Below are 21,244 nucleotides of genomic sequence, written 5' to 3'. Positions count from 1 at the left end.
GCCAACGATACGATACCAAAGCAATACAAAATTTTTAAGAAACAATCAACCCACTATAGAGCATGCTCATGAGTGACTATCTGGACGCCCTGGAAACCCGCAATCCACAAAGCCGCGAACAAGCGCTGATGAACAAGCTGCCGCAATTGATAGCCCACGCCCAGACTACAGCAGGCTGGGGCAGGATATTGCAGGGTGTGGACGCACACGACATCAAGAGCCGCGGCGCACTGGCGCAATTGCCGGTGACACGTAAATCCGATCTCAAGGATTTACAAAAAGCCCTGCCGCCATTTGGTGGCTTGAATACTACGCCGGCACGCCAGATGGGACATATCTTCATGTCACCCGGCCCCATCTTTGACCCGGAAGGACGCGGCCAGGACTGGTGGCGCTTTGCCCGCCCCATGCATGCGATAGGTTTGCGGGCAGGTCATCTCCTGCAAAACTGTTTTTCCTATCATTTCACGCCTGCCGCCTTCATGGTGGAGAGTGCCGCCGCCCGCATAGGTTGCGCCGTCATCCCAGCTGGTATAGGCCAAACGGAAATGCAGGTACAGGCCATGGCCGAACTGCGACCTGATGCCTACATAGGTACGCCCAGCTTTTTGAAAATCATCCTGGAAAAAGCCCTGGACATGGGCGCTGATATTTCCAGCGTACAGCGCGCCATCGTCGGCGCCGAAGCCTTGCCACCTTCGCTGCGCAAATGGCTGCAGGAACATGGCGTGGCCCAGGTATTGCAAATCTATGCTTCTGCCGACATAGGCAATATTGCCTATGAAAGCGTGACAGATGGCCAGGTCAATCCCGGCATGATACTGGATGAAGATTTGATACTCGAAATCGTCCGCCCTGGCACAGGTGACCTGGTGGCGGAAGGTGAAGTTGGCGAAGTCGTCATCACTTCCTTTAACACCGATTACCCACTGATACGTTTTGGTACGGGTGACATGTCGGCGATATTGCCAGGTATTTCACCCTGTGGTCGCACGAACCAGCGCATCAAGGGCTGGATGGGGCGGGCTGACCAGACGACCAAGGTCAAGGGCATGTTTGTCCATCCTTCGCAAGTTGCGGAAGTAATCAAGCGCCACCCTGAAATCAGCAAGGCCAGGCTGGTCGTCACCGGTGAAATGGCCAATGATGTCATGAGTCTGCATTGTGAAACCGCGGCTGGCAACCCTATCTTGCAGGCCGCCATTGTCGACAGTTTGCGCGATATCACCAAATTGCGTGGCGAGGTGCAGTTTGTTGCTGTCGGCAGTTTGGCGAATGATGGCAAGGTGATCGACGATGCCCGCAAGTACGAGTAGAGCAACTACACTTCTCTAACTTTGTAACATTAAAAACCACGGAAAAGACAGCTTTTCCGTGGTTTTTGTTCGTCTTGCACCCAAACGCCAAAAATATTCTATAGTAGTCAAGTAAACCAAATATGGATAAGCCCGCGAGCCGGACTTGCCCATCCTGTTTTCCCCGTTTTTTCCTGTTCTGACCTGCAACCACTTCACCGGATGGAGAACCGTTCCATGACTGCACTGAATATTAATAGCAAAGAACACCAGCTAGATGCTGATCCTTCCACGCCCGTGCTATGGGCCCTGCGTGATTCACTGGGTCTGACTGGCACCAAGTTTGGCTGCGGTGCTGCCTTGTGCGGTGCCTGCACTGTGCACCTGAATGGCCAGGCGATACGCTCCTGCATCACGCCCATCTCTTCGGTCGCTGGGCAAAAAATCACCACCATAGAAGCCATGAGCCAGGACAAGGTTGGCAAGGCTGTGCAAGCAGCCTGGATCAAACATGACGTGGCCCAATGTGGGTACTGTCAAAGCGGGCAGATCATGAGCGCCACAGCATTGCTAAAAACCAACAAGAAACCCAGCGATGCCGACATCGACGGTGCCATGGCAGGCAATATCTGCCGCTGTGGTACCTATGTGCGCATCCGTGCTGCCATCCATGATGCTGCATCCACTCTGGCCTGAGGAGAATAGCCATGCATTTTGAAGCCCGCCTCGATGAGTTGCCACGCCATTTGCAATCTCTATTGCAGTCCAGCACACCAGAAACCAACTCTGCAGGCCTGAGCCGCCGCAGCTTTTTGAAGATGGCAACAGCCAGCGGCTTTGCCCTGGGTTGCTACCCCATGCTGGCAACAGCGCAAGATGCTGCCGCCAAAGCGCCTGCAGGCCTGAAGCCTACTGAACAACCAGGTGCATTCGTACAAATAGCCAAGGATGGAGCTGTCACCGTCACCTTCAATCGCCTGGAATTTGGCCAGGGTGTGCAAACCAGCCTGCCACTGATACTGGCAGAAGAACTCGATGCCGACTGGTCCAAGGTTAAAAGCGCAAATGGCAATAACGATCCTGCCTATGTAGACCCCGCATTTGACATGCATTTGACGGGCGGTTCTAACTCCATCGCCCATTCCTATACGCAATACCGAGAACTCGGTGCCCGCACTCGTGCTATGCTGGTACAGGCTGCAGCAGAACAATGGAAAGTCGACCCTGCCAGCCTGCGTACCGAAAATGGCAATGTCATTGGCCCCGGTGGCAAGAAGCTGGGCTATGGCGAACTGGCAGATGCTGCCATGAAATTGCCGGTACCAGAAAAGGTCACGCTGAAAGACCCGAAAAACTTCCGCCTCATAGGCAAACCCACAGGCCGCCTCGATGCCAAAGCCAAGTCCACGGGCACCCAGGATTTTGGTATTGATACCCATCTGCCCGGCATGCTGACTGCGGTAGTCGCACGACCACCGGTATTTGGTGCCAAGCTCAAGACTATTGATGACACTGCGGCCAAGGCCATCAAGGGTGTCAAGGCGGTACTGCGCGTGCCTACAGACCGCGGTGGCGAGGGTGTGGCAATTATCGCGACGGGTTATTGGCCAGCCAAGCAGGGGCGCGATGCCCTGAAACTGGAATGGGATACCGATAGCGTTGAAAAAGTCGATTCCACCAAGATGCTGGCGACCTATAAGGAACTGGTCAAGAAGACCGGCGCACTGAAGTTCAATGATGATATTTCCAAGATAGCGACGGCTCCGCATAAGCTGAATGCCGAATTTGTCTTTCCCTACCTTGCCCACACGCCTATGGAACCGCTGAATTGCACGGTTGCCATCAAGGACGACAAGGCAGAATTATGGATGGGTACGCAAATGCCTGGCCTGGATGGTTTTGCGGCTGCCACAACCCTGGGTTTGAAACCAGAAAATATCGCAGTGCATACCCAGTATGCAGGCGGTGGCTTTGGCCGCCGGGCGATCGCCACCAGTGATTATGTGGTGGAAGCCTGCAATGTTGCCAAGGCAGCGCAGACAGCTGGTTTGGATGCGCCGATACGCACGCTGTGGAGCCGTGAAGACGATGTCAAGGGTGGCTATTATCGCCCCATGCATGTGCACAAGGCAGAGATAGGTTTTGATGCGCAGGGCAATATCCTGGGCTGGGACCATGTCATCGTTGGCCAGTCCATCGTCGGCGGCACACCGTTTGAATCCATGATGGTCAAGGATGGCGTCGATATCACAGCAGTCGAAGGCATGAAAGAACCTTATGAAATGCCTATGCGCCTGTCTGTCCATCATCCCAAGATCAATGTGCCGGTCTTGTGGTGGCGCAGCGTGGGTTCTACCCATACTGCCTTTGTCATGGAAACCCTGCTCGATGAAATTGCCCAGACCACCAAACAAGATCCGGTGGCTTACCGCCTGAAACTCATGGGTGACAAACATCCACGGCAAAAGGCAGCCTTGCAACTGGCAGTGGAAAAATCCGGCTATGGCAAGAAAAAACTGCCAGCTGGCCGCGCCTATGGTGTGGCTGTGCATGAATCATTTTCTTCCGTCGTCGCTTATGTGGTTGAAGCCTCCATGAAAAACGGCCAGCCCAAGCTGCACAAGGTCACTGCCGGTGTACATTGCAACCTGGCCGTCAACCCTAAGAGTGTAGAAGCACAGGTGCAGGGAGCTGCGCTGATGGGCCTCTCCATGTGCCTGCCAGGTGCTGCTATCACGCTCAAGGATGGGGTGGTCGAGCAAAGCAATTTCGGTGATTTTGTGGTGCCACGTATTACCGATATGCCACAGATTGCCGTACATATCGTCCCCAGTGCCGATGCGCCTACTGGCATGGGGGAACCTGGCTTGCCAGCACTGGCACCAGCTTTTGCCAATGCCATTGCCAGGGTCAGTGGCAAGCGCTGGCGTGAGCTGCCCTACAAGCAAGCTTAATTGCTGACTTGTTGTGAGAATGCTGGTGAGAGTCGGCAAAAACTGGTAATGAGACGCAGATAGCTGTATGTTGAAAGGTATCGATTTCCGTAGTTTCTTTATTGAAATACCGGGAATTGATACACCACAATAAAGGAGACTTATCATGCGTAGCATCATTAAATTCCTGACACTGACTTTATTCAGCATTTTTGTCAGCCAAAGCGTCATGGCAGCAGACCATGGTACGGCACAAGAGGCTGAAGCCATGGTGAAAAAAGCAATGAGCTTTATCAAGACCAAGGGCAGTGAAGCTGCTTATACTGAATTCAATAGCGTCACTGGCAGCTTCATAGACCGTGACATGTATATCTTTGTGCTGGACTTGAGCGGCAAGACACTGGCACATGGCGCGAATGCCAAACTGATAGGCAAAAATATCAGCACGCTCAGGGATATTGATAACAAAGCCTTTATCGAAGAACTGCTGGCAACCGCAAAGAGCAAGGGAAAAGGCTGGATAGACTACAAATGGCCCAATCCGACCACCAAGACAATAGAATTAAAATCCACCTACTTTGAAAAATCAGGCGATATCGTGGTTGGCTGTGGCATTTATAAGTAAATACTGTTTATGCTCATCTGATCGCGGTGAAAGCAGTTCTCCTACGAGTGCTGCTTATTAATTTTTTCCTGCGATGAACTCTACTGGCTATTCTGGCACACCACTGGCAAAGAAACTGGGTATGCAGTCTGGCAGCCATGTCTGCGCCAAGCATGCACCGGATAATTATCCTGCTCTGCTGGCAGACTTGCCAGACGGCGTGGTATTTGACAAGAAGACTACAGTTGCGACAGACATCGTCCATCTGTTCACCGGCAAGAAAGCTGTGCTCGTCAAAGAGTTACTGGCATACAAAAACAGTTTAAGAAGTGACGCCACAATCTGGGTCTCCTGGCCCAAGAAAGCCTCGAAAGTGCCTACCGATATTACTGAAGACACGATAAGAGAAGTTGCCCTGCCCATGGGTTATGTCGATATCAAGGTTTGCGCCGTCAGCGAGATATGGTCAGGTTTAAAATTGGTGGTGCGCAAGGAATTGAGGCCGGACTGGCCGGCCTCATGATAGGACAATTTTTCGTAAGCCCTACTATTACAACTTAATTAGATTCCTTAATCAAACGACCAGAGTTCTTTTGTATGGGTCGCGCATTCATGGGATACAGGCGACTGAATATTGTCAACTGATCTGGTGAAATTTCTACCGGTTCTTTCATGACCAGCCACAACACACCTTCACTGCAAGGTGGGGTCGTCAGCGAACCCATATAGGTATAGTAATCACGCTTGACGGGCAGGATGTCATTCATGTCCATGGTGGTCAAAGCCTGTACCGGTTCATTTTTTTCCAGTGGCAAATTATTCCATACATGCTGTACCAGGCTATGTGATTTGCCACGTTCCAGCAACACGGCTACCACGGCCAGTTTGCCATCAGCATCCTTGTGCACCAGATGGGCGACCATTTCAAAGCTTTTACCATTCACGCGTTCTTCTGACGGTTTATGGAAATGGAATTGCACCAGTTCATAGTTATGGCCCAACACATTGATATAGTTACCGGCACCGATATTGACTTGTATGGTGTGGCCATTGTCGACGACAGTGAAACGGCTGGGTTTGTAATCAAAGGCAATCGGGTCCAGGTCTACCTTAATGCCATCGCGGATATCAATAGGGGATTGCCGGTCACCGCTATCACATTTGGCATTGGCGGTATTGAGCTTACCCCAGTTCAAAGGGCCACCCTCTCCCTGGTAACTCCAGTGTATATCGGCATGACTGGCCGCCAGCCCACCCGCTGCCGCCCCACTATTCATGCCATGCTCACTCTTCGCTTTGGCTACTTCTGGCCTGCGTATTGGCGGTGCATAAGATGGCCGCATGACAGGCTTGGGTGCACTGCGAGCCGCAGCGTCATCCTTGTCCTTGCGGATCACGCTGAGGCGCTCGGCTATGCGCGCCGCCAGCTCATCGGCGGCCAGCGCTTCTTTGGCGCGAACAGCCGCCTCTTTGGCGGATTCCTTGCTTTCCTTACCCTCCTTGGCAGAGGGCTTGCGTTCTTCCTTGGCCGAAGCTGAAGCTGAACTAGAAGCTTCTTCTTTGGCTGATGCCGGTTTAATAGGTTTGGATGGCGGTGGATCGTTCGCCTGAGCGGACAGAGCCAACAGCATAGGTAGCAGCAAGGCGAGAGAGCGGCGCATAGTGGAGTGAATTTAGGATACAGTTTGCAGAGAGATACCTTAGTTACGGCAAGTCTCTTTGCAAACTTGAATCCTGAAGGCAATTTGTGGTTTTTTCGCCCTCAGATCACGACTATCTGAGCTTACACGCCTTCAACAATGAACAAACGGCCTATGGAATTGGCATGACGGATTTCCATGGCTTTGGCATATTCGACCGAGTCATACCAGAGTTGCGCCTGTTGCAGGCTGGGAAACTCAACCAGCACCGAACGCCAGCCTTCATTGTGTGCATCATCCCTGCCCTCTTTTTGCACCCGCGTACCACCACGCACCAGGAATTGCCCGCCATACTGGGCAACGCTGGCAGTAGCCAGTGGCCGGTAATCGGCATAAGCATCGGCATTGGTAACCTGGATTTCTGCAACGACATAAGCTTTACTCATGATATTCCTTATTTATTTCTATTATTTTTTTGCTTACAAAGACAATACGCGCGCTTTGGCAGCCGCATATTCCGATTTCAAACGTGCCACGACTTCCGCCACAGTCAATACGTCATTCATCAAGCCCACGCCCTGGCCTGCACCCCAGATATCGCGCCAGGCCTTGGCCTTGCTGCCGCTGCCAGAACCGAAATTCATATGGCTCTTGTCAGCCACCGGCAAATTATCCGGGTCCAGGCCAGCCGCAATAATGGATTTCTTGAGGTAATTCCCGTGCACACCGGTGAACAGATTGGTGTAGACGATATCTGCTGCCGCTGAATCGAGGATAGCCTGGCGATAGGCCTCATCCACATTCGACTCAACAGTCGCCAGCCAGCGCGAGCCTATATAGGCGAAGTCAGCTCCCATGGCTTGTGCAGCCAGCACTGCATCGCCGGTTGCGATAGAGCCTGACAAGGCAATCGGGCCATCAAAAAAGCGACGTACCTCACCCACCAGGGCAAACGGTGACAAGCCACCGGCATGGCCGCCAGCACCGGCAGCCACCAGGATCAGACCATCGACCCCGGCTTCCAGCGCTTTTTGTGCATGGCGTATGGAAATCACATCATGCATGACGATGCCGCCATAGCTATGGATGGCATCCAGCATTTCTGGCGGCGGTGCGCGCAGGGAAGAAATGATGATGGGTATCTGATGCTTGACGCAAACCTCGACATCATGCGCCAGCCTGTCATTCGATTGGTGGACGATCTGGTTCACCGCGATCGGGCCTATCAGTGCATCGGGATGGGCTTCCTGGTGTGCTGCTAACTCAGCCTGCAATTCTGTCAGCCAGACATCCAGCAACTCTGCCGGTCTGGCATTCAAGGCAGGGAAAGAGCCGACTATACCGGCCTTGCATTGCGCTGCCACCAGTTTGGGGCCGCTGGCAATGAACAGGGGAGAGCCAATGACGGGCAGGCTAAGGTGTTGCAAAGCCGCTGGCAGGCGTGAAGCTGAACTTGATACGGGTGAATCATGAACCATAGTCAATATCCTCTAACGGTGAACATAGAATGCTTGGTTGACGTGCATATCCAGTATGATTTTACCGTGCTAATAAAATTCCTGTGGAGACACCATGACTTATCAATGCTTTGACTTCAGTATCAGCAATAAAATCGCCCACCTGCGCCTGAATCGTCCAGCCACGCTGAACACCATGCAGCCAGTATTTTTTCGTGAACTGTCAGAGATTTTGCAGAATCTGCAAAACCAGGCGAATGCCCGCGTGCTCATCATCTCTTCTACCGGCAAGCATTTCACCGCTGGCATGGCGCTGGATGTCTTTGCCGGTGGTGGCATCACGCTGGACGATGCCAGCGGCGTTGGTCGCGCCAATATCGCCCTGGCACTGAAAGACATGCATCACGCTTTCAATCTTATCGAATCCCTGCGCATGCCAGTCATTAGCGCCATCCATGGCGGTTGCATAGGTGGCGGTGTCGACATGATCTGCGCCAGCGACATACGCCTGGCCAGCAGCGATGCTTTTTTCTGCATACAGGAAATCAACATAGGCATGACCGCCGACCTCGGCACCCTGCAGCGCCTGCCCAAACTCATCCCTGAAGGCATAGTTCACGAAATGGCCTACACCGGCCGCCGCCTGCCCGCCCAACGCGCCCTGGCAGTTGGCTTGCTCAATGAGGTATTCGACACCCAGGAAAACATGCTGGCAGCCGCCCTGCAAATGGCTACAGAAATCGCCGAAAAACCCCCAGTCGCCATCTGGGGCAGCAAACAAGCCATCCACTACGCCCGCGACCACAGCACCCACGATGCCCTGCAACAAATGGGCTGGCTGCAATCAGGTATCTGGCAAAGCAGTAACCTCATGGAGGCTTTCATGGCGAAGCAACAGGGCAGGCCTACGGAGTATGCGGATCTGGCGCCAGTGAGTTCGTTTTCTGAGGCGGAATATCGTTTGAAGTAGGTGTGTAGTTTCATCAGAATTGACTCGCAATCACGAAGCAAAGATATCCCCAAGTGATGATATAAATTTTTCTGAATATTTACGTTATTTTTAGGCACAGTGTTGGGCTGATGAATCGTAGCCTAGCGAGGCCCGGCCCAACCTACGAGTAAAGATCGCGCGGGGTTGTTTTTGACGTTTGGGGTTGCCGTTGACTTTTGCAGTTCCCATGTGTAGCCGCCGTTTGTGCTGTACAGAAAATGGATTAAGAAATGACCGTTGTCTGAGGTGTAGCAGGGGTTTCGAAGTGCATGCACTTCGCCTGCGTAACGGCAATCGCTTGCAAGCGATTGTGCGCCCTGCAAGGGAAGCGAGTTTCGGGCATTTCCCATTTTTTGTGCTGCACAAACGGGAACCCCTTTAGGGGCGGCTACGCCTGGGTCGCCTTTCTTTGAATTCTTTCTTTGGCGACGCAAAGAAAGAATTTCGGCTGCCGGGCCGAAACCCGGCTTGTGTCCACGAAGGGCAATTTTTTTGATCAAAGTACGACATTAAACAGACGATATGGCATGCTACGAACGCCGCTAGATTCCTGCCAAAAGCACGCAGGAATGACGTAATTGAGATTGCCAGTAATTCAAAAATTTGTTAGCTCGTTACATATCGTCGATACGAGCAGCAAACTCCTTACCCTACCCTAATCTCCCGTATCCCCTTCCCCAACCTCCGCCTCAACAAAGTCCGCAAAGTCACCCCATCCGCATACCCCACCAAGCCGGCAATCTGCTCCACACTTTGATTGGAAGTCTTCAACAAATGCACCGCTTTTTCTATGCGCAAATCCTGCACATACGACACTGGCGTCTTGCCCAATACCTCATGAATACGCCGCGCCAGCGTGCGCTTGCTGGTCGCCAGTGCATCGGCTGCATCATCCAGATTAAAGCCCTGCTCAAGATGGCTGCGCGCCCAGCGGTCAAAGCCTTCCACCATGGGATCAGCATGCGCCAGATGGTGAGAAATGATGTAGGCCGTTTGTGAAGGACGGCTATCAACGACCAGATAACTGGCGACCAGATTTGCCAGTTCAGGGTTACTCTGACGTATCAGCCACAGCATCATGTCCATATGGCTGAAGGCTGCACCGGCAGTCAGGAACTGGCCGGACTGGACTATCATGTGGCTGGTGTTTAAACGTACAGTTGGATAACGCTGGCGGAACAGGGGATTGAGCCACCAGGTGGTCGTCGCGTCCCGCTCGTCAAGCACACCACTTTCTGCCAGCACAAAAGTCCCTATGCAGGCCGCGGCGATACGCACACCATCATCTGCCCAGTTGCGTAGAGCTACACTCGCGTCTTTGACGTCAGGGCGAGCCAGCGCCTGCATCAGGGTATCCGGCATTTTGTAGCCCAGAGCCGGGACGATGACCAGATCAGGCACAGGTACTTCATCCGCCCGCGCTACGGTCACACTCATGCCTTGTGCAGTTTGCACACGCCGCCGCGTACCCACCAACGACACTTTAAAGGATGGTGCCGGGTTGGCCTGCAAAGACGACAATTCATTGGCCGTCGTCAGTGCATCAAGGACGATGGACAGGCCGGTATCGAAAACGCCATCAAGGGCGAGGATGTTGATGTTCATGGCAGGATCATGGCAATATTTATACCAAAGATGTCAATCGCGCCAGTATCAGGCAAGCCTGTTGATCTGTAAAGTCTCTCTTCATCGCAATCCTGCGATGCAAACAAAGACTCAAGCACATGGAGATAAATCATGATCAAGCATGCCCTGTTCGCCCGTTTTGAAGCCAAGCCCGGCAAAGCCGCCGATGTTGCCACATTTCTGGAAATGGGCCTGACCCTGGCCAACCAGGAAAGCACAACACCCATCTGGTTTGCCCTGCAATTATCTGAAAGCGTCTTCGGTGTCTTCGATGCGTTTGAGACTGAAGCAGGCCGTCAGGCCCATTTACAGGGGCCCATTGCACAAGCCCTGATGGCGAAGGCTGAAGAATTGTTTACTGTTCCACCAAGTATAGAAAAGATAGAAGTTTTGGGCCTGAAAAATCTGGCAAGATAATCAGGAGTTGCTGCAAAGTTGATCTGGCGTGGCGAGCCAGATCTGCATCACTATCCTCATGTTTATTCTGCAGCCTTGCTCACCGCTTCCATGTGATGGCCATCTGGATCAATCAGAACACTGCGTAATAGTGGGGACCATAGTCAGGACGCAAACCCGGCTTGCCATTGTCTTTTCCAGCTACTGCCAAAGCTGCCGCATGAAACTGCCCTACTGCTGCACGTGTCATTTCGGCAAAGGTGTAATTAAAAAAATGCATCAGCAAACTGCCGTCGTCAACCCAGTTCACCAAACATCCAATATTGGCTGACATCAACAAAGTCATCTTCAGTATGGTAAAACTGGATGCCGATTTCCTTCATTTTTTCTGAAAGTGGCAATTGCCATGTCTGGCTGAGGCTAGTATCGTGGATGCGCTTTGCACTGACATTTGCATCTGCTGCAGGCACTGAAATTTTGCTCTGGAAGTAAGCTTCATCCAGATAGATACAAATTTCACTGGCAAACATTTGTGGCAGGCAGATCAGGCAAGTCACGCGATAAGACCTGGCCCAGGCGGGCTTGGCCTTGATCAAGTGTTCGCAGGCTTGCAGCAACAGGCAGGCGATCTCGCGCTTCATTGCCAGTGTGCTTTGCCTGCCTTCCAGCATGGCCCAGTCAGCAGGAATTTTCCAATTCCAGTAGCGTGAATTTTCTGCCAGTTCTACCGCTGCAGGAAAATTATTCTTGAAAGAGTCAGACCATTGATGCAAGGCACGCAAGCGCCGGGGTATACCCCTGAGTTTTTTTTCTGCTGCATGTACAGGCATGGCTGCTCGCGCTTAACGAGTACTGGTCAGCACATCTGCTTCCAGCGTGGCGGCACCGGCAGTAACCAGTTCTGCAGCGATTTGCGGTATCAGGACAGCGGCACTCAAACCTAGTACCCGCGCCGAAGCAGTAAAACTGCGGGTCTGGCCTAACTGATCCAGAGCCTGGGCCAGGTTAAGTTGGCGCAATTCCAGCAAGATGAAGGCCAGCATGACTTTGATAGCATTACGGGCATTGCGTCGTGGGTCTGCCTGCAGATAAGCCAGGCGGGATTCGGCACGCGCCAAAGCGGCATCTACATCACTAAACGCGGAGCCATGGCCGGGAATGACGATGCGTGGCTGAAGTTCACGTATGACTTGCAAAATGGCGGCTTGTTCGGCAAAACCGGATTCGCCTTCCAGCTCGGGAAAAATAATGCCAAAGCCGTTTTCCCACAAGGCATCGGCAGAAATCAATATACCTTCTTGCGTACAATGCAGGATCATGGAGTGCGGATCATGGCCGGGTGCAGACAATACCTGCCAGTCCATGCCACCTAATCGTAACTCATCGCCATGCTGTATCGCGCCATCAAAACCAAAACGCTCGCAGCGCTGTCCAGTGGCGGTATAAGTCAGGGCTTCTTCATCCCAGACGGCAACGGCAGCGGTATCGGCCACCGGGATCAGGGTGCGACAGCCATACAAGCGCTGCAGGCTGGCATTGCCACCGCAATGATCGGAATGCAGATGGGTATTCACCAGCAAATCCAGTGTGCGGCCACCCAGGGCTTGCTCAATCAAAGCCATAGTCTGCGGCGCATGGCTCAGATAACCGCTATCAACCAGGGCCGTCTGCTGATCATCGATGAACAGGATGTTATTCGACGACAACCAGCCCCGTTCAAAGACTTGCATGCTGGCGGGCAGTTGCATCATGCCTTGCCCACTACTTTACGTTGCTGGCCATAAGGCATGGTCTGTGCGGCTGTCAATTCTGCCGATGTGAAAAAAGCATCGCCATGCAGATAAGCTTGCAGCATGTCCGTACCATCCAGGCCCCAGAAACAGCGGCCATCGACTACCGCAGTCGGCACACCAAATACTTGGGCGGCGATGGCCAGCTCACCATTGCGTTTTAGCGCATCCTTGACGGCGGCATCATCAAGCATGGCAGGTGTCACTTGCAATTCATCCAGCAAGGCTTGCCAGTGCTCAGTCTGCGCCGGTATATGTCCGTCACGCCAGACAAAGCGAAACAGTCTGTGCACGACAGCTTCAGTGCTGCCCAGCGCCAGACACAGGCGCAATAAAGGCAGGGGGTTGAAAGGATGCTCGGGCAACATGCGCAAAGGGATGCCATGCTTATGGGCCAGCCAGGCACAGTGTTCAAAAGTCCACTGGCGCTTGGGTGCAATTTCTGCCGGGCCTTTGTTGTCCCAGTGATTGAGCAAGCCGGCAAATAAGACTGGCCGATAATTGATTTGCTGTACGCCTTGCAAGCGCTCCAGCATTTCACTCTGCAGGTAAGCAAAAGGGGAAATAAAATCGAAATACCAATCTAATTGTTTCATTCACTATCCTTTGGTGATTACATCCTTGTTCATGGCAACATTCTTTGCTGTACCAGATCCCAGATTTCCAGCTTCTTGTGATCGTCTGCCTTGCTCCAGCAAATGATTTCATCGATGTTGCGGTAGCAGCCCGTGCACAAGCCCGTCTTGTCATCCATGCGGCAAATATTGATGCAGGGTGAAGGCACAGTCGCGCCGGGTTTCATGACAAACTGCGCGGGGTCAAATTCATACAGGATATTCATGCGCGCAAAGCCACATCTGCGACAGGTGCACCTGTCATGTTTTTCAATTGTTCGGGTGTCAGTTTAAATACCGCATGGGGGTGACCAGCCGCGGCCCAGACATGCGGGTATTGCAGCAAGTCTTCATCAATGAGCATGACGGTTTTTTGCAGATGGCCAATAGGGCAGACTCCGCCTATGGCATAGCCGATTTTTTCTTTGACGAAACGGGCATCTGCCTTACCCAAAGGCCCGACTATGGCCGCCACTTTTTTTTCATCGACACGATTGATGCCACTGGCAACAACCATGACGGCAGCATCATCAGCCAGGCGACGGAACACGATGGATTTGGCAATTTCTGCAACTTCACAGCCCAGACCGGCAGCGGCTTCGGCAGAAGTCTTGCCAGTTTCAGGTAACATGACCACGCTCTGGTCATGGCCCAGGTTTTGCAGCAATTGTGCAACGCGCTGGGCGGTTTCGGGTAAAACGGAATCTGTAGGCATGGCGCGCTAAAAATAAGGCAAATGCTGTTTATATCACAGGCAAAGTTTGCCTGCTCAGTGACTTGCTACGACTTGCTACGCGTTGCAAGAAGTGGCAAGTACCAATTTCCTGCTTAACACATCAGCCATGCCATTCTGCCAGCAAAGCCACATGCTGCGCTGGCACTTCAAAATATTTCATGGCAGCCCGGTACTCATTGCCGCTGAGTATGGAGTAAATGCAAGTCGCCTTGCACACCACTTGCGTGCGTTGCGACGCATCGCCAGGCCTGGGGACTTCCATCATCATTTGGTAAGTCTGCTTTTCTTTCAGTACGGTACTACATTGCATTTGTATACTGGCAGAAGTAAAACTGATGATCTTGGCTGGCACTATCTTACCAGGAATAACTTGAATAGCGCCGCGCCAGGTCACATTGGAGCGCGCAGAGGTTCGGGTATCATTCATACAGACAAATACATGAAAAGCAAATTCATAGGAAGGGAATGATGCAGCACGGAAATTATTATTGTACCGACTTCCGCGTTTTCTGGGAGAAACTATTTCAGCACGGCTGAGTTAGCCGTTTTTTTGATTGCCACCGTATGCAATAATGCCTGCCAGCCTGGCTTGAACCTGTCCATGATTTTACTTTGCCCGCCATTGTTAGTGCTGCAGCATGTGGCACTTGATGGCTAAGCTGCATGGCAAGCGCTCTTTGCCAATATTTGCGGTCTACGGTTTCTGCTGGTTTATCACCAGGATAAAACCAGCCCTTAATATCGATACTCAACACATCCATGTCCCGCTCTACTTTCAGCAAGAAACTTTGGCTGCTTGCCGCCTTCCTACTCCTGCCTGGCAGTGTTTTTGCGTTTCCCACTCCAGACCTGGTCGTGGGCCTGTTTGGCAGTAGCGCACAATTGCTGGGCATCTTGAGTGCCAGCGCTGGCTTGGGCTGGTTGGGGATAAACAGGCAATTGCAGCATCCACCAGCAAAGACCCCTAGCCTGTTCAATATTATCCTGGCTGTCTTGCTGTTGACATCGCTGGGTCTGAATGTCGGACAATATTTTATTCAGGCCAGCCAAAAGGCGCGCCGTTTGCAAACCAATATCCTGCGTCCTTCTCCCCCTACCCACCCTATACAAAAACAACTGGAAATTGGCCGCCCTGAATTCCAGGCATGGCTGGAACATGGAGAAAAATACCAGTTGATCGATGTGCGTGAACCTGAAGAGTTTGCCTCTGGTCATTTACCCGGAGCCTTGCACAGTCGCTATGCCGATCTCTTGAGCAGCAATAAAAATTTGTTGCGCAGTGATGTGAGCAATGTACTGGTTTGTGACTCTGGTTTTCGTAGCGGCGAAATTTGCTCCAAACTGACAGCCGCAGGCTTGCCCTGTCGTTTCCTGGAGGGTGGATACAACAAATGGGTAGCCGAGAACCGCCCCATGGAAGGCATGCAGAGCAAGTCTGAGTCGGGTTTGCAACTACTGCCACACTACAAGAATGATCAGGTGCTGCTGGAAACCGAAGAAGTAGACCGGCTCATCAAAGTACAGGGTGCCCAGTTTATTGATGTGCGTCCAGCAGAAGAATTTGCACTTGGCCACTTGCCGGGGGCGATTAATATTCCTGTACGAGAAGCCCCATCGGCATCGTTGAGCCTGGCGCTGAAAGCGCTGCCGCAGGTGCCTATCATTGCCGCTTGCTATGAAAACCGCAGTTGTTTCTACAGTAAAGTAGTCGGTTTGCGCTTGATCAATCAAGGTGCAGATTTTCGTGGTCGCTATACTTTGCCGCAAGAGTATCCCATTCCCAAGCGCCTGCAAACTTCAGCATGGCAGCGCAACTGGCAAAATGGGGCGGACAAACTATGGCATTACCTGGGTGTCGCACCACGCTCGTTACTACATGCAGGAATGAGCATCAGTATAGCCTTGGCGATAGTATTGCTCGCCCTGGTATCACGCCTGCTGACCCTGCCTTTTTCCATCTGGCAGAAAAAATCGCGACAGCGCATGCAGCAATTACAGGGCGAGCATCTGCGCCTGCAAACATGTTATGGCACGGATACTGCAGGCTTGCAACAAGCCTGGCGTCGCACACTGAAGCGTGCGGGCGTGCGTCCCTGGCTGGATTTTTTCCTGAGCTTGTTCCCGCTCTTTATCACCGCTGCCTGCCTGATCGCTGTTCACGATGTGACACAACAATATGCAGGCACAGAACATCCTTATGCATCGTGGTCAAATACCACGCCCTATCATCTCTTGCCCCTGCTTTCAGGGCTGGCAATGGGATGCTATCTTGCCGGATTCTTGCGTCGAAAATCCTGGTGGCGCTGGCCTGTGATCTTAGTCTCAGGTGCACTGCTGGTCTGGCAATTGCTGATGCTGTCAGCCGCAGTCAACTTGTATCTCCTGGTGTCACTGTTGTTGGTCGTGATACAGCAAAGCTGGCAACATGGCTGGTCTTATCTTCGAAAGAAGCGGCCAGCAGTTTTGAAGCAGCAATTCGTCCTGTCATTAGCAGACGCAGATCATTCAGGCAAACATGGTCAAAAAGCATATGCACTCAGCCGCATGCTCGATGCTGGCTTGCCAGTCCCTACTGGCTTGGTGATCGATGCCACTGCCTGGCAGTCAGACGATCCCGACATCAAAGCGCAAGTATGGGAGGAATTGTGGACGGCCTTAAGCAAGATGCGCATGGACAAAATAGAAAAATTTGCCGTCCGCAGCAGCGCCGCAGGCGAGGATGGAGACAGGCAAAGTCAGGCGGGGCGCTATCTCACACACCTGGATGTCAGCAAAAGCGAACTGCCTGCCGCCATAGATGAGGTTTGCCACTCGTATGCTGAGGCGGGTTCGCCATCCCCTTCAATCGTTGGTGCGGTGATCGTGCAAGCGATGCTGGAGCCAGAGTATGCAGGAGTGCTATTTACTGAGCACCCCCAGCATAGTGCTTGCATGCTGCTAGAAATGGCCAAGGGCAAAGCCGCCGTTGTTGCTGGCGAAGATAGACCGATAAGCTTGCGCATCAGTCGCGCCAGCGGCGAATTATGGGATGAGACCACGACCATCCTGCCGCTGCATGCGCTGTGGCAGATGGCAAGAAAGATAGAGCAGTTGGCAGGTAAGGCACAAGATATAGAGTGGGCATATATTAACGGGCAATTCCATATCTTGCAGGCACGCACGATTACCCGCCGCATTGTTGATGGCGACAGCCAGCGAGCCTTGCTGGAGATGGAAAGGGCTCGCTTGCTCAATCAAATTCCAGCCACTGCCAGCCTGGTGCAGGACGATGTGACTGCAGAATTACCCCAGGCCAGCGCCGCCAGTCTGAGCCTGTTGCAGGCGGTACATCATTCAGGTGGCTCGGTGGAACTGGCCTGGCGCAGGCTGGGTTTGGCATATGATGAAACCAGCATGCCAATATGGTTGACTGCATTTGGACAAACGCGTCGCTTGCAGGATGCAAAATCAAATCCGTCGACTCCAGGCCTGCTCAGCCAGTTGGGCCTGGCACGCAAAGCAGACTTGCTGGCCGAGGATTTTACACAGGAATTCCTGCCTGCATTCCAGCAAAAAATGCGCTTGCGCGCAGCACTGGATTTCAGCCGTTTGCAAACTGCTGAATTACAACAATTACTGGCGAGCTGGCAGCAAGAATTCGTCAAGGAAATTTATGTAGAAGCAGAAGTGATGACGACAGTCGCCAGCTTATACGATCAGTCTGCCAGAAAAACTTTGCAGAAACGAGGTCTGACACCAGCCAGCTATCTACGCTCTGAGCAGGTATTACCAGATATGCGGGCGCTGCAAATGCGTGTCGCGGTACGCAATGGTGTGAGCAGTCTGACTGATTATTTGCAGGAATTTGGACACCGCGCAGTCCATGATTTTGAATTATCTGAACCCAGGGAATATGAACTTGCGGATGATCTGTTACAGCAATTCGCCCGACTGCCAGAGTCACTGCCTGTCATTGCAACTGCGCCTGCGCTTCCTGCTGGCATGCTCGCAACTGCCGTTAAGCGTGCACGCCGCTATCTGAGTTTGAAAGAACAAGCCAAACACGAAAGCATACGTGCCCTGGCACAAATACGCCGCCTCATGCTGGAACTGGATCAGCGCTGGCAATTGCAGGGGGCGATTTTTGATTTCAGCTTTGCTGACCTTGCCAAACTCACCCTGCCTTTGTCTGCAGAACAAGAAGATTATATGCGCCGCCAAAGATTGAAGAAGCTGGCCTTTCAGGAGATCAGACTGGAACCAGCCATCACCCTCCTGGCGCTGGAGGAAATGGATTTTTCCAGCAATGCAAAACCATCGACTAGCAATGCGCATAACCATGCTGGGCATTTGTCAGGCATACGTGTCGCTGGTAACGGCCAGCTCCGTGGCAAGGCTGTCATCCTGCACAGTCCTGCCGACGTGGCACAACTTTTACCAGGACAAATCATGGTGATTGCCACCGCCAGCCCGGCCTGGGTATCCTGGTTTTCCAGGGCGGCGGGTGTGGTCTGCGAAACTGGTGGCCGCTTGTCTCACTCGGCCATCATGGCCAGGGAATTTGACTTGCCTGCGATCTTCTCTGTCAGCGGCGCCTTGTCCGTCATCAAAACGGGCGATGAGCTGGTCTTGCATGAAGATGGACGTGTCAGTGTCAACACCAGTGTTACTGCTCCCTGATCATCTTGAGCAGATTGTCTACCCACATATCTGTGCCTCTTTGCATGGCTTCATTGGAATACCAGGCGCTGTGTCCGCTTTGCAGCACACGCCCATGTTCCAGTTGCGCCATTTCCTGATCCGAAAAGACATAGTCATCGACGCCATAGCCATGCACTTGCTTGCTCAATAAGGCACGCAGCATGGCATGCTTGTCCACCATATCTGCCCTTGCGGTGTTGATGACATAGACTCCGTTTTTCATCCTGGCGATGGCCTCAGTATTCAGGACGATGGGATTTTTCCTGTCCATGCTGGCTGTCAAGACCAAAACATCTGACTGCGCCAGCAGGTCCTCCCATGCCATGACCTGGAAGCCGGGTACAACCGGAACTTGAGGATCAGTATAGCTGACCGACATACCAAATGCTGACGCCAGGCTAGCAACCCGCTGGCCTATGCGACCCATGCCTATGATGCCCAGTTTTTTACCCGCCAATTCCCAGCCACGTATGGAGACTGTTTTGGGAAGTTCATCTCTGGCAATCCTGTCACTCAAGTGTAGCCGGCGTGAAAACGTCAGTAGCATGGCGAGGGTATGCTCCGCCACTGCAGTAAGGCAGTAATCAGGAAGATAAGTGAAGCGGATAGCGCGTTCCTGCAAAGCCTCGACATCTATCCATTCACTACCGGTGGCATAAATGGACAAGCCGCGCAACTGTGGCAGTTGTTCGATCATACGACTGTCAAAGTTTTTGCTTACCCTGCGGGTCAGGGCAATATAGTGTGCAGAATTGCAATGCGCGATGAGTTCTGCTTCTGGCAAGGTGTGCAAGACGGACTGATAATTGACTTGCGCCACTGCTTCCAGGGCTGCGCAATGAGCCTGGCTCAGACTATCCCTGCCCTTGGCGGCAAAGAGGGTGACATTTGGTTTATCCATACATGAAGGGACGGGCTTATCGGGGCCTGGGCTAGTGTATTTATATTGGGGTTGAAAAAATTCCAGCCTCTTTCCACTCGCACGCAGTCGCCTGCCTGCATTGAATGGTGCCGCATTCTATCAACTTAACTATGGCAAAAGAACAAACCTTGCTTGCGCCTGCAGAAAAAACTATCCCTCCCAGATTCCTTCAAACGGGAAATAAAATAGTGTTTTCCTGTCTGTGTGATTGCTATGGCAAAATAATTTCTCTACTAAGATGCATTGCCAGGGCGAGCACTGCCCTCCAGCCATTGCACAACCCCACGCGCTGCGGTTCTGGCAGTGGCAAAACAAGCTGTCAGCAAGTAACCGCCCGTAGGCGCTTCCCAGTCCAGCATTTCGCCAGCAAAAAACAGGCCGGGGTGATGCACCGCCATCAAATTGCCATCCAATGCTTCAAAACGCAGGCCACCGGCACTGCTGATGGCTTCATCTATGGGGCGGGTGGCTGTCAGCACGACGGGCAAGGCCTTGATCGCCACTGCCAATATGCTGCTGTGTGCAAAATCGGTTTTGCTCAGGCATTCATGCAGCAAGCTGGTTTTCAGGGCATCCAGGCCCAGGCGGCTCTTCAAATGGCTGGATAAAGAACGCGCGCCTCGCGGGTGTTCCAGCTCTGCCTGCACTTTCTCAAATGGGGTATCAGGCAACAAATCCAGTTCCAGCACAGCCTTGCCCTGGCTCTGCAATTGCTGGCGCAAACTGGCGGATAGCGCATAAATCAGGCTGCCTTCCACCCCACTTTCAGTAATCACAAACTGGCCCTTGCGCATGGCTTGCCCGCTGCCGTGCACCCTGGCTGCGACTGTCAACAAGGGCTGCCCAGCAAACTTGTCTTTGAAAAAAGCTGTCCAGGATGTATAAAAGCCGCAATTGGCAGGCTGCAAGTCAGCCACATCCAGGCCGTGTTGTCGTAATAGCTGTACCCAGGCGCCGTCCGAACCCAGTCTGGCCCAGCTAGCGCCACCCAGGGCAAATACCTGGGCCAGCGCGGGCTGGCTGATTTCACCCTCGGGAGTAGCGAAGCGCAATTGCCCAGCCTCATCCCAGCCCAGCCAGCGATGCCGCATATGAAAGCGCACACCTTGCTGGCGCAAGCGATGCAGCCAGGCTCGTAGCAAGGGGGCAGCCTTCATGTCTACCGGGAAGACCCGGCCGGAACTGCCTACATAGGTGGCTATACCCAGATTGCTGGCCCAGTCGCGCAAGGCAGCGGCATCAAACTCTTCTATCATGGGTGCCAGTTGCGCTTCGCGTTCGGCATAACGTGTCATGAAAGAGACAGAATTTTCAGAATGTGTGAGATTCATCCCTCCCTTGCCAGCCATTAAAAACTTGCGTCCAACCGAGGGCATGGCATCGTATAAATCGACATCTATCCCTCTCAGGGCCAGGGTTTCGGCCACCATCAAACCTGCCGGGCCGCCACCGATGATGGCCACACTATCAGCCGGGGAATGATGAGAATTACTCGCTTTTGTTTGCATAAGTTTGCGTCATAATATGATTTTGCATGTCGTGTATATTGTGCCTGCATGT

General features: G+C 52.7%; 21 protein-coding genes. 8 read left to right on the top strand and 13 right to left on the bottom strand.

The window, feature by feature from the left end:
* The first annotated feature begins 68 nt into the window (after positions 1 to 68).
* The 5 genes from ACO0LC_RS21150 to ACO0LC_RS21130 all read left to right on the top strand — a co-directional run bounded on the left by ACO0LC_RS21150 (position 69) and on the right by ACO0LC_RS21130 (position 5,355).
* Positions 69 to 1,316, top strand: coding sequence for a phenylacetate--CoA ligase family protein (locus tag ACO0LC_RS21150; RefSeq protein ID WP_423006787.1), 1,248 nt, complete (start codon positions 69 to 71; stop codon positions 1,314 to 1,316).
* A gap of 216 nt (positions 1,317 to 1,532) precedes the next feature.
* Positions 1,533 to 1,991 carry a (2Fe-2S)-binding protein gene (locus ACO0LC_RS21145; protein WP_423006785.1) on the top strand — a complete coding sequence of 153 codons (459 nt, stop codon included), beginning with the start codon at positions 1,533 to 1,535 and terminating at the stop codon, positions 1,989 to 1,991.
* Between the two features lie 11 nt (positions 1,992 to 2,002).
* Positions 2,003 to 4,249, top strand: a complete 2,247-nt coding sequence (locus tag ACO0LC_RS21140) for a molybdopterin cofactor-binding domain-containing protein (RefSeq protein ID WP_423006783.1) — start codon at positions 2,003 to 2,005, stop codon at positions 4,247 to 4,249.
* 145 nt (positions 4,250 to 4,394) lie between these two features.
* Positions 4,395 to 4,853 carry a cache domain-containing protein gene (locus tag ACO0LC_RS21135; RefSeq protein ID WP_423006781.1) on the top strand — a complete coding sequence of 153 codons (459 nt, stop codon included), beginning with the start codon at positions 4,395 to 4,397 and terminating at the stop codon, positions 4,851 to 4,853.
* Positions 4,854 to 4,926: 73 nt separating this feature from the next.
* Entirely contained in the window at positions 4,927 to 5,355 is a 429-nt protein-coding gene (locus tag ACO0LC_RS21130; RefSeq protein WP_423006779.1) for a DUF3052 family protein, read from the top strand.
* Positions 5,356 to 5,389: 34 nt separating this feature from the next.
* Here ACO0LC_RS21130 and ACO0LC_RS21125 read toward each other — a convergent pair whose 3' ends face one another.
* From ACO0LC_RS21125 to ACO0LC_RS21115, 3 genes are all read right to left on the bottom strand, one after another.
* Positions 5,390 to 6,493 carry a carbonic anhydrase gene (locus ACO0LC_RS21125; protein ID WP_423006777.1) on the bottom strand — a complete coding sequence of 368 codons (1,104 nt, stop codon included), beginning with the start codon at positions 6,491 to 6,493 and terminating at the stop codon, positions 5,390 to 5,392.
* Between the two features lie 122 nt (positions 6,494 to 6,615).
* Entirely contained in the window at positions 6,616 to 6,918 is a 303-nt protein-coding gene (locus ACO0LC_RS21120) for a DUF1330 domain-containing protein (protein ID WP_423006775.1), read from the bottom strand.
* A 33-nt stretch (positions 6,919 to 6,951) separates the two neighbouring features.
* The gene (locus tag ACO0LC_RS21115) at positions 6,952 to 7,950 is read right to left on the bottom strand and encodes an NAD(P)H-dependent flavin oxidoreductase (protein ID WP_423006773.1); all 999 of its coding nucleotides are present in this window, start codon (positions 7,948 to 7,950) and stop codon (positions 6,952 to 6,954) included.
* A 94-nt stretch (positions 7,951 to 8,044) separates the two neighbouring features.
* Between ACO0LC_RS21115 and ACO0LC_RS21110 the strand changes: the two genes are divergently transcribed.
* Positions 8,045 to 8,899, top strand: coding sequence for an enoyl-CoA hydratase-related protein (locus ACO0LC_RS21110; RefSeq protein ID WP_423006771.1), 855 nt, complete (start codon positions 8,045 to 8,047; stop codon positions 8,897 to 8,899).
* 666 nt (positions 8,900 to 9,565) lie between these two features.
* On the opposite strand, the gene ACO0LC_RS21105 is transcribed toward ACO0LC_RS21110, so the two are convergent.
* Entirely contained in the window at positions 9,566 to 10,525 is a 960-nt protein-coding gene (locus ACO0LC_RS21105) for a GlxA family transcriptional regulator (protein ID WP_423006769.1), read from the bottom strand.
* A 132-nt stretch (positions 10,526 to 10,657) separates the two neighbouring features.
* Between ACO0LC_RS21105 and ACO0LC_RS21100 the strand changes: the two genes are divergently transcribed.
* Entirely contained in the window at positions 10,658 to 10,963 is a 306-nt protein-coding gene (locus tag ACO0LC_RS21100; RefSeq protein WP_423006767.1) for a putative quinol monooxygenase, read from the top strand.
* 112 nt (positions 10,964 to 11,075) lie between these two features.
* On the opposite strand, the gene ACO0LC_RS21095 is transcribed toward ACO0LC_RS21100, so the two are convergent.
* From ACO0LC_RS21095 to ACO0LC_RS21065, 7 genes are all read right to left on the bottom strand, one after another.
* Entirely contained in the window at positions 11,076 to 11,252 is a 177-nt protein-coding gene (locus tag ACO0LC_RS21095; RefSeq protein WP_423006765.1) for a hypothetical protein, read from the bottom strand.
* Entirely contained in the window at positions 11,239 to 11,772 is a 534-nt protein-coding gene (locus tag ACO0LC_RS21090; protein ID WP_423006763.1) for a DUF3916 domain-containing protein, read from the bottom strand. The genes ACO0LC_RS21095 and ACO0LC_RS21090 overlap by 14 nt, the downstream gene beginning before the upstream one ends.
* A 12-nt stretch (positions 11,773 to 11,784) precedes the next feature.
* The gene (locus ACO0LC_RS21085) at positions 11,785 to 12,693 is read right to left on the bottom strand and encodes an MBL fold metallo-hydrolase (RefSeq protein WP_423006761.1); all 909 of its coding nucleotides are present in this window, start codon (positions 12,691 to 12,693) and stop codon (positions 11,785 to 11,787) included.
* A complete protein-coding gene (locus ACO0LC_RS21080) occupies positions 12,690 to 13,328 on the bottom strand; it encodes a 2-hydroxychromene-2-carboxylate isomerase (RefSeq protein WP_423006759.1) in 639 nt (212 codons plus the stop codon). The genes ACO0LC_RS21085 and ACO0LC_RS21080 overlap by 4 nt, the downstream gene beginning before the upstream one ends.
* Positions 13,329 to 13,357: 29 nt before the next feature.
* Positions 13,358 to 13,573 (bottom strand): DUF1289 domain-containing protein, encoded by a 216-nt coding sequence (locus tag ACO0LC_RS21075; protein WP_423006757.1) that lies wholly within the window; start codon positions 13,571 to 13,573, stop codon positions 13,358 to 13,360.
* Positions 13,570 to 14,061 (bottom strand): YbaK/EbsC family protein, encoded by a 492-nt coding sequence (locus tag ACO0LC_RS21070; protein WP_423006755.1) that lies wholly within the window; start codon positions 14,059 to 14,061, stop codon positions 13,570 to 13,572. The genes ACO0LC_RS21075 and ACO0LC_RS21070 overlap by 4 nt, the downstream gene beginning before the upstream one ends.
* 121 nt (positions 14,062 to 14,182) lie before the next feature.
* Positions 14,183 to 14,509 (bottom strand): hypothetical protein, encoded by a 327-nt coding sequence (locus ACO0LC_RS21065; protein ID WP_423006753.1) that lies wholly within the window; start codon positions 14,507 to 14,509, stop codon positions 14,183 to 14,185.
* A gap of 332 nt (positions 14,510 to 14,841) precedes the next feature.
* Between ACO0LC_RS21065 and ACO0LC_RS21060 the strand changes: the two genes are divergently transcribed.
* Positions 14,842 to 18,741, top strand: a complete 3,900-nt coding sequence (locus ACO0LC_RS21060) for a rhodanese-like domain-containing protein (RefSeq protein ID WP_423006751.1) — start codon at positions 14,842 to 14,844, stop codon at positions 18,739 to 18,741.
* Here ACO0LC_RS21060 and ACO0LC_RS21055 read toward each other — a convergent pair.
* Together ACO0LC_RS21055 and ACO0LC_RS21050 are read right to left on the bottom strand one after the other, a co-directional pair.
* Complete coding sequence (locus ACO0LC_RS21055; protein WP_423006749.1) at positions 18,728 to 19,663, bottom strand: 2-hydroxyacid dehydrogenase; 936 nt, start codon at positions 19,661 to 19,663, stop codon at positions 18,728 to 18,730. The two genes, ACO0LC_RS21060 and ACO0LC_RS21055, sit on opposite strands and share 14 nt — an antisense overlap.
* Positions 19,664 to 19,917: 254 nt before the next feature.
* On the bottom strand, positions 19,918 to 21,192 hold the full coding sequence (locus tag ACO0LC_RS21050; RefSeq protein ID WP_423006747.1) for a TIGR03862 family flavoprotein: 1,275 nt from the start codon (positions 21,190 to 21,192) through the stop codon (positions 19,918 to 19,920).
* Between the last annotated feature and the right edge of the window lie 52 nt (positions 21,193 to 21,244).

It is taken from the genome of Undibacterium sp. JH2W, from assembly GCF_049340425.1.
Lineage (GTDB): Bacteria > Pseudomonadota > Gammaproteobacteria > Burkholderiales > Burkholderiaceae_D > Undibacterium.
The sequence above is the reverse complement of the archived record's forward strand: the minus strand, read 5'-3'. Positions and strand labels throughout refer to the sequence as shown.

Excerpts from the sequence above, each read along its gene's own strand:
- ACO0LC_RS21075 (WP_423006757.1), bottom strand. The coding sequence starts at position 13,573 with ATGAATATCCTGTATGAATTTGACCCCGCGCAGTTTGTCATGAAACCC.
- ACO0LC_RS21105 (WP_423006769.1), bottom strand. The coding sequence starts at position 10,525 with ATGAACATCAACATCCTCGCCCTTGATGGCGTTTTCGATACCGGCCTG.
- ACO0LC_RS21125 (WP_423006777.1), bottom strand. The coding sequence starts at position 6,493 with ATGCGCCGCTCTCTCGCCTTGCTGCTACCTATGCTGTTGGCTCTGTCC.
- ACO0LC_RS21085 (WP_423006761.1), bottom strand. The coding sequence starts at position 12,693 with ATGATGCAACTGCCCGCCAGCATGCAAGTCTTTGAACGGGGCTGGTTG.
- ACO0LC_RS21135 (WP_423006781.1), top strand. The coding sequence starts at position 4,395 with ATGCGTAGCATCATTAAATTCCTGACACTGACTTTATTCAGCATTTTT.
- ACO0LC_RS21140 (WP_423006783.1), top strand. The coding sequence starts at position 2,003 with ATGCATTTTGAAGCCCGCCTCGATGAGTTGCCACGCCATTTGCAATCT.
- ACO0LC_RS21110 (WP_423006771.1), top strand. The coding sequence starts at position 8,045 with ATGACTTATCAATGCTTTGACTTCAGTATCAGCAATAAAATCGCCCAC.
- ACO0LC_RS21090 (WP_423006763.1), bottom strand. The coding sequence starts at position 11,772 with ATGCCTGTACATGCAGCAGAAAAAAAACTCAGGGGTATACCCCGGCGC.
- ACO0LC_RS21130 (WP_423006779.1), top strand. The coding sequence starts at position 4,927 with ATGAACTCTACTGGCTATTCTGGCACACCACTGGCAAAGAAACTGGGT.
- ACO0LC_RS21100 (WP_423006767.1), top strand. The coding sequence starts at position 10,658 with ATGATCAAGCATGCCCTGTTCGCCCGTTTTGAAGCCAAGCCCGGCAAA.
- ACO0LC_RS21115 (WP_423006773.1), bottom strand. The coding sequence starts at position 7,950 with ATGGTTCATGATTCACCCGTATCAAGTTCAGCTTCACGCCTGCCAGCG.
- ACO0LC_RS21060 (WP_423006751.1), top strand. The coding sequence starts at position 14,842 with ATGTCCCGCTCTACTTTCAGCAAGAAACTTTGGCTGCTTGCCGCCTTC.
- ACO0LC_RS21150 (WP_423006787.1), top strand. The coding sequence starts at position 69 with ATGAGTGACTATCTGGACGCCCTGGAAACCCGCAATCCACAAAGCCGC.
- ACO0LC_RS21065 (WP_423006753.1), bottom strand. The coding sequence starts at position 14,509 with ATGAATGATACCCGAACCTCTGCGCGCTCCAATGTGACCTGGCGCGGC.
- ACO0LC_RS21055 (WP_423006749.1), bottom strand. The coding sequence starts at position 19,663 with ATGGATAAACCAAATGTCACCCTCTTTGCCGCCAAGGGCAGGGATAGT.
- ACO0LC_RS21050 (WP_423006747.1), bottom strand. The coding sequence starts at position 21,192 with ATGCAAACAAAAGCGAGTAATTCTCATCATTCCCCGGCTGATAGTGTG.
- ACO0LC_RS21080 (WP_423006759.1), bottom strand. The coding sequence starts at position 13,328 with ATGAAACAATTAGATTGGTATTTCGATTTTATTTCCCCTTTTGCTTAC.
- ACO0LC_RS21120 (WP_423006775.1), bottom strand. The coding sequence starts at position 6,918 with ATGAGTAAAGCTTATGTCGTTGCAGAAATCCAGGTTACCAATGCCGAT.
- ACO0LC_RS21070 (WP_423006755.1), bottom strand. The coding sequence starts at position 14,061 with ATGCCTACAGATTCCGTTTTACCCGAAACCGCCCAGCGCGTTGCACAA.
- ACO0LC_RS21145 (WP_423006785.1), top strand. The coding sequence starts at position 1,533 with ATGACTGCACTGAATATTAATAGCAAAGAACACCAGCTAGATGCTGAT.